Source organism: Craterilacuibacter sp. (genome assembly GCF_051659485.1).
In the GTDB taxonomy this organism is placed as follows: Bacteria; Pseudomonadota; Gammaproteobacteria; order Burkholderiales; family Chromobacteriaceae; genus Craterilacuibacter.
This window is the reverse complement of record NZ_JBOFOO010000016.1, coordinates 1-5864: the sequence shown is the minus strand read 5'-3', so window position 1 is coordinate 5864 and position 5864 is coordinate 1. Positions and strand designations below refer to the sequence as shown.

Below are 5864 nucleotides of genomic sequence, written 5' to 3'. Positions count from 1 at the left end.
GCATCCTTTTATCTGCTGGTCAGGCCGGAAAAACGCCCCGACGCCGGCAATGTCAGCATCCACGGCCTGCGGCCGCGCGATGTCGACGCCGGCATCTCGCCACAGGAAGCGGTGTACCAGCTACTGGACTTTATCGGCGGACGACCACTGGTCGGCTACTACCTAGAATACGACGTAGCCATACTCAATAAATACGTCAAGGGACTGATAGGCTGCACCCTGCCCAACCGCCAGATCGAGATTTCCGGCCGCTACTATGATTACAAGCTCAGACAACATCCGGATAGCCATATCGACCTCAAGCTGCAAACCATCGTCGACGCGCTAAAAATACCGGCCCTGCCGCGCCACGATGCACTGAACGATGCCATCACCGCCGCCATGCTGTATCTGGCACTGCAACAGCGCGGGTTTGGCTGAACGGCCTTGCAGCACTGCCGCAGCCATGCTGGTTAACGGCTAGGCAGCCCGTCAAGGATAGACATGTGCCGGCGGCCGCAGGGTAAGGTTCAGTAACCGGTTTCTGCGTGGTGGGTCTCGACCAACTGGCCGGCACCCAGCGACATCATCAGTAGCGCGACGCGCTCGTGGACGATCACAGTATGCGTGTTGCCGGTTTCCAGCATCAGCGTGCGCAACTGCTCGCGCACTGCCGATACGCCAGTCACGTCGATGATCACATCGAGCTCGGGCTCGGCGCGCACCAGCGCCTCAAAGTTGTCGCTTACCGTCACCTCGCGCGCACGGGCGAGCGCGATGCCCGGCCGCGTCAAATCGAGGTCAGCGACGCCACGCACGTCGACGAACTGCGCATCCAGCAATTGATTCAGCAGCGGCGTGCCGGTCTCGCCGGCACCTATCATGGCTATCCTGATCTTCTTCATCACATCCATCCCTTATTGTTATGACATTAATGCGCGGATTATAACCAACAACCCTTACGGCATATTGAGCCACATCAACAACAATGGCGCCACTAGGGCGCCATTGTTGTGTGCGGGATGAAGCGCTTATTGCTTGATCAGCTCCAGCGGAACCGGAATGTACTTGTCTACACTCTGGCCGTCGATGATCTTCTTGGCGGTTTCCACGCCCATCTTGCCGATCAGCTCCGGCTTTTGTGCCACGGTAGCCGCCATGCGTCCGGCCTTAACGGCAGCCACTGCATCAGCGGTGGCGTCAAAACCCACCACCACGACACCCTTGCGACCGGAAGAATCCAGAGCCTGCAAGGCACCCAGCGCCATTTCGTCATTATGCGCAAACACACCAGCCACGTCTTTCTGGCCCTGCAGGATATTTTCCATCACGCTCATGCCACGGGCGCGGTCAAAGTCGGCAGGCTGTTTGGCCACGACCTTGATGCCGGTTTCCTTGTCGATCACGTTGTGAAAACCCTTGCCACGCTCGTGGGCGGCAGACGCACCGGGGATGCCTTCCAGCTCAACCACATGGCCCTTGCCTGCCAGCTTTTCCTTGAGGAAAGCAGCAGCCATTTCACCACCGGCCACGTTGTCGGATGCGATATGCGAAACCACATCACCGCCGTCTATCGAACGATCCAGCGTAATCACCGGAATACCGGCCGCATTGGCAGCCTTGACGGCAGCCAGTACCGCAGCGGAGTCGGTCGGGTTGATCATGATGACCTTGACCTTCTTCTGGATCAGGTCTTCGATACTGGCGATCTGTTTGGCCGGATCATCCTGCGCATCCACCGCCACCAGATTCAGCCCCAGAGCCTTGGCTTCTTGTTCGGCACCGTGCTTGAGCGATACGAAGAACGGATTGTTCTGGGTCGAAACTGCCAGACCGATGCTAGGTGCGGTCGCTTCGTTTGCCGGTGCAGAAGCATCGGCCAAACTGGTTTCCGGCCCCTGCTTGCTGCAGCCGGTGGCGAGCAAAGCCACGAAGGCGGTGCCGAGAAGCGACTTGATTAGCGTATTCATGAATATTTTCCCTGTGACTTGGTGTGGATTTCTTATTGCGTCAGCGCGCCTGACGACGGTCAAGCAGCACCGCCAACAGAATCACCGAACCCTTGATCACCTGCTGGTAGAAGGACGACACCTCCAGCAGATTCAAACCGTTATTCAGCACACCGATCAGCAAGGCGCCAATCAGGGTACCGACGATCCAGCCACGCCCGCCGGCCAGACTGGTACCACCCAGTACCACGGCAGCGATGGCATCCAGCTCGTAGCCAGTACCGGCTGTCGGCTGTGCCGAGTTCAGGCGCGAAGTCAGGATCAGGCCGGCCAGCGCCGCCAGAAAGCCCGAAATCGCGTAGATCATGATCTTGACGCGATCTACATGCACACCCGAGATGCGCGAGGCTTCTTCATTGCCCCCCACGGCATACACGTGACGACCAAAGGCGGTGCGCTTGAGGATGAACCACAGCACGCCAAAGGCGATGAACATGGTGATCACCGGCATCGGCACCAGCGCGCCCAGATAGCCGTTACCCAGCATAAAGAAGAAGTCGCTGTTCAGGCCGGTGACCGGACGCCCGCCGGTATACACCAGCGCGAGGCCACGGAAAATGGTCATGGTGGCCAGCGTCACGATAAAGGGCGCCAGCTTGCCTTTGGTAATGGCCAGCCCGTTGAAAGCCCCCATCAGCGTACCGCAGGCGAGGCCGGCAAAGGTAGCCAGTACCGGGTCTACCCCCGATGCCATCAGCCCCGCCGTCACCGCCCCCGACAAAGCCAGGATGGCGCCGACCGACAGGTCGATACCGCCGGACAGGATGACGAAAGTCATACCGAAGGCAATCAGCGCATTAATGGACACCTGACGCATCACGTTCAGCAGGTTGCCTACGGTGAGGAAGTTATCACTCATCACCGCGAGTACGACACAAAGACCGACCAGACCCAGCAAGGGCCCCAATTTGTGCAGCAGTTTTTTTGTTTGACTGACGGCCACTTAATACCCTCCGGTAGCCAAATGCATAATGGACTCCTGGCAGGCACCGGAGGTAGCAAGCTCGCCTGCCATCCGCCCTTCGTGCATCACCAGAATACGGTCGGAAATTCCCAGCACTTCGGGAAGTTCTGAGGAAATCACCACCACCGCCACACCCTCAAAGGCGAGCTGGTTGATGATCTGATAAATCTCGGCTTTGCCGCCAATATCGACGCCACGGGTAGGCTCGTCGAGTATCAGTACCCGTGGTTTGAGATTGAGCCACTTGGCCAGCACCACTTTTTGCTGGTTACCACCGGACAGCGACTTCACCTCGAGTTCGGCGTCACGGGTACGTATCTTCAGCATGTCGATACAGCGCGCCACCAGATTCTTCTCTTCGCTGCGCGAGACGATACCGCTGCGTCCGAACGTCGGCACCGCCGACAGGGTAATATTTTCCCGCACCGACAACTCCAGTACCAAACCTTGCGCCTTGCGGTCTTCGGTGACGAAACCGACCCCGTAGCCGATCGCATCGGCCGGCTTGTTGATGCGCGCTTCCTTGCCATCGACAAAAATCTTGCCTGAAACACGCTTGTTCAAGCCAAACAGCACGCGGGCGATTTCAGTGCGCCCGGCCCCCATCAGTCCGGCGATACCCAACACTTCGCCGGCATGCACGGTGAAATTGATGCCGCTGATATTGCCATCGTCGCTCAGGTTCTCGACACGCAGGCGCTCGGCACCATGACTGACTTCACGCTTGGGAAAACGCTCGCCCAGTTCGCGCCCCACCATCATGTGCACCACATGATCAAGCGAGGTTTCGGCAATGCGTTCGGTGCCGACAAACTCGCCATCGCGCAATACCGAGATGCGGTCGCACAGGGCAAAAATTTCCTCCATGCGGTGTGATACATAGACGATGCCGACGCCGTCTTGACGCAATTCGCGGATCACGGCAAACAAGGCATCGATTTCACGCTCGGACAGCGCGGCCGTCGGCTCATCCATGATCAATACGCGTGCATTCAGCGACAAGGCACGCGCGATCTCGACCATCTGCTGCTGGCCGATGGACAGGCTGCCCACTTCGGCATCCGGATCCAGCTCCACCGCCAGACGCGACAGATACTGTTTCGCCAGCTCGCGCATACGCCCCGAATTCAGGATACCGCTACGCCCCAGTGTCTGTTCGCGCCCGAGAAACAGATTCTCGGCCACGGTCAGCTCCGGGATCAGGTTCAGCTCCTGATGCATGATGGCAATGCCCAAGGCCTCGGCCTGTCTCGGGCTATGGATACGCACCGGCTCGCCGGCGACATGAATCATGCCGCCATCGGCCTGATACAGGCCGGTGAGGATTTTCATCAACGTGGACTTGCCGGCGCCGTTCTCGCCCATCAGCGCATGGATTTCCCCGGCTGCCAGCGAAAACGCTACATCCTTGAGGACCGTCACCGGCCCGAAGGACTTGGAGATACCGCTCATTTCTACCAACGTGCTCACACTGTCATCCTCAGAAAACCACACCGGAATACAGAATCACATTGGCGTAGGGACTCGCTTCACCGGTCCGGACCACCGCACGCACATTGCGCGTCAGCGTCTTGAAATCGGCATGACTCACCAGACGTACGGGGATATGTTCCCCCAGCAATGCCTCGGTATCGGCCGCCAGAGCGGTATTGGCCGGATGGACTTCCTTGGCCATCACCGCATGCTCGACCTGCATTTCCGACAGCACCACCTTAAGCGTAGCGACAAAGGAAGGAATGCCCTGCGTCAGCGCAAGATCGATGCGCTCGACACCCGCCGGAATCGGCAAGCCGCAGTCGGCGATCACAATCGCGTCGCCATGGCCCAACTCGGCCAGCACGCGTGCCAGCTGCGCATTCAGGGTTCCGGTCTTTTTCATGCTCTGTCCTTGATAAAAGTTTCGAGCTCGTCCTTGCTGGGCATACCGCCCTGGGCACCCAACCGTGTCACCGACAAGGCGGCGGCAGCACACGCCATACGCATCGCCGGTTTGAGCCCCAGTGGCAGATAGGTCGCCAGCGCGGCATTGAAAGTATCCCCCGCGCCGGTGGTATCTACCGCCTGAACGGCAAACCCCGCTTGATGCACGAAAGCACCATCGGTCGCGACATGGTAGGCACCATGCTCGCCCTTGGTCATCACCACCTTGCCCGCCATACTTTCCAGCATGTCGGGGAACGGGCTGGAGCCGGCATCCAGTACGATGGACAGCTCATGCTCATTCGGTGTGAGATAAGTCACTTCGTCCAGCAAGGCCGCCGGCAACTGAACGGCAGGTGCCGGATTCAGAATCAGCGGCACGCCGTGCTTCTTCGCCAGCGCTGCCGTGGCCGCCACGACCGCCAAAGGCACTTCCAGCTGGGTCAGTACCACATCCGCCGCCGCTATTTCCGCCTCGGCAGCGGCGACATGCGCCGGCGTCAACGCATGGTTGGCACCGGCGATCACGATAATATTGTTTTCTGCACCGCTGACCGTAATGCAGGCCACGCCGCTGGCGATGCCTTCAACACGGTGTACATGGCGTGTATCTACGCCTTCTTTGTCCAGTCCTTCGACCAGATCGCGGCCAAACAGGTCGGAACCGACACAGCCGACCATCACCACGTCCGCACCCAGACGGCTGGCGGCTACCGCCTGATTCGCTCCTTTCCCGCCGGGAAAGGTCGCAAAGCGCTCGCCACTGAGCGTTTCACCCGGGGCGGGGAAACGCGGGGCCAGCGCCACAAGATCCATATTGATACTGCCGACTACAACTACCTTGGGCATAGCCTCTCCCTGTTCATCTGATAGGTTCGGGTTGAGGGTAAAGCTAAAGGGGCGAATATTAAGATATTATTAATTTAATGCCAATCCATAAAGATCATTTAAACGCCACTATCGTCACATATCGCAAGCAAACACGTGCTATT

Annotated in this window: 7 protein-coding genes; 1 reads left to right on the top strand and 6 read right to left on the bottom strand. The window is 58.8% G+C overall.

All coding sequences use genetic code 11. The features are described 5' to 3' along the window. Positions 1-420 (top strand): exonuclease domain-containing protein (locus ACRC1E_RS00485; protein ID WP_438513146.1); only part of this gene is annotated, 420 nt, incomplete at its 5' end. 89 nt (positions 421-509) lie between these two features. On the opposite strand, the gene ACRC1E_RS00480 is transcribed toward ACRC1E_RS00485, so the two are convergent. The 6 genes from ACRC1E_RS00480 to rbsK all read right to left on the bottom strand — a co-directional run bounded on the left by ACRC1E_RS00480 (position 510) and on the right by rbsK (position 5721). Beyond that, on the bottom strand, positions 510-884 hold the full coding sequence (locus ACRC1E_RS00480) for an oxidoreductase (protein WP_438513145.1): 375 nt from the start codon (positions 882-884) through the stop codon (positions 510-512). Positions 885-1010: 126 nt separating this feature from the next. Then, positions 1011-1949 (bottom strand): ribose ABC transporter substrate-binding protein RbsB, encoded by a 939-nt coding sequence (gene rbsB, locus ACRC1E_RS00475; protein ID WP_438513144.1) that lies wholly within the window; start codon positions 1947-1949, stop codon positions 1011-1013. 40 nt (positions 1950-1989) lie between these two features. Continuing rightward, positions 1990-2931: an ABC transporter permease subunit gene (locus ACRC1E_RS00470; protein WP_438513143.1), complete on the bottom strand. Its 942-nt coding sequence runs from the start codon at positions 2929-2931 to the stop codon at positions 1990-1992. After that, on the bottom strand, positions 2932-4422 hold the full coding sequence (locus tag ACRC1E_RS00465; RefSeq protein WP_438513142.1) for a sugar ABC transporter ATP-binding protein: 1491 nt from the start codon (positions 4420-4422) through the stop codon (positions 2932-2934). Positions 4423-4432: 10 nt separating this feature from the next. After that, positions 4433-4831 (bottom strand): D-ribose pyranase, encoded by a 399-nt coding sequence (gene rbsD / locus ACRC1E_RS00460; RefSeq protein WP_438513141.1) that lies wholly within the window; start codon positions 4829-4831, stop codon positions 4433-4435. Beyond that, complete coding sequence (gene rbsK, locus ACRC1E_RS00455; protein ID WP_438513140.1) at positions 4828-5721, bottom strand: ribokinase; 894 nt, start codon at positions 5719-5721, stop codon at positions 4828-4830. Before rbsK ends, rbsD begins: the two co-directional genes overlap by 4 nt. Positions 5722-5864 lie beyond the last annotated feature (143 nt).

Coding starts and splice junctions, on each gene's coding strand:
- ACRC1E_RS00480 (WP_438513145.1), bottom strand. CDS start 884: ATGAAGAAGATCAGGATAGCCATGATAGGTGCCGGCGAGACCGGCACG.
- rbsK (WP_438513140.1), bottom strand. CDS start 5,721: ATGCCCAAGGTAGTTGTAGTCGGCAGTATCAATATGGATCTTGTGGCG.
- rbsB (WP_438513144.1), bottom strand. CDS start 1,949: ATGAATACGCTAATCAAGTCGCTTCTCGGCACCGCCTTCGTGGCTTTG.
- rbsD (WP_438513141.1), bottom strand. CDS start 4,831: ATGAAAAAGACCGGAACCCTGAATGCGCAGCTGGCACGCGTGCTGGCC.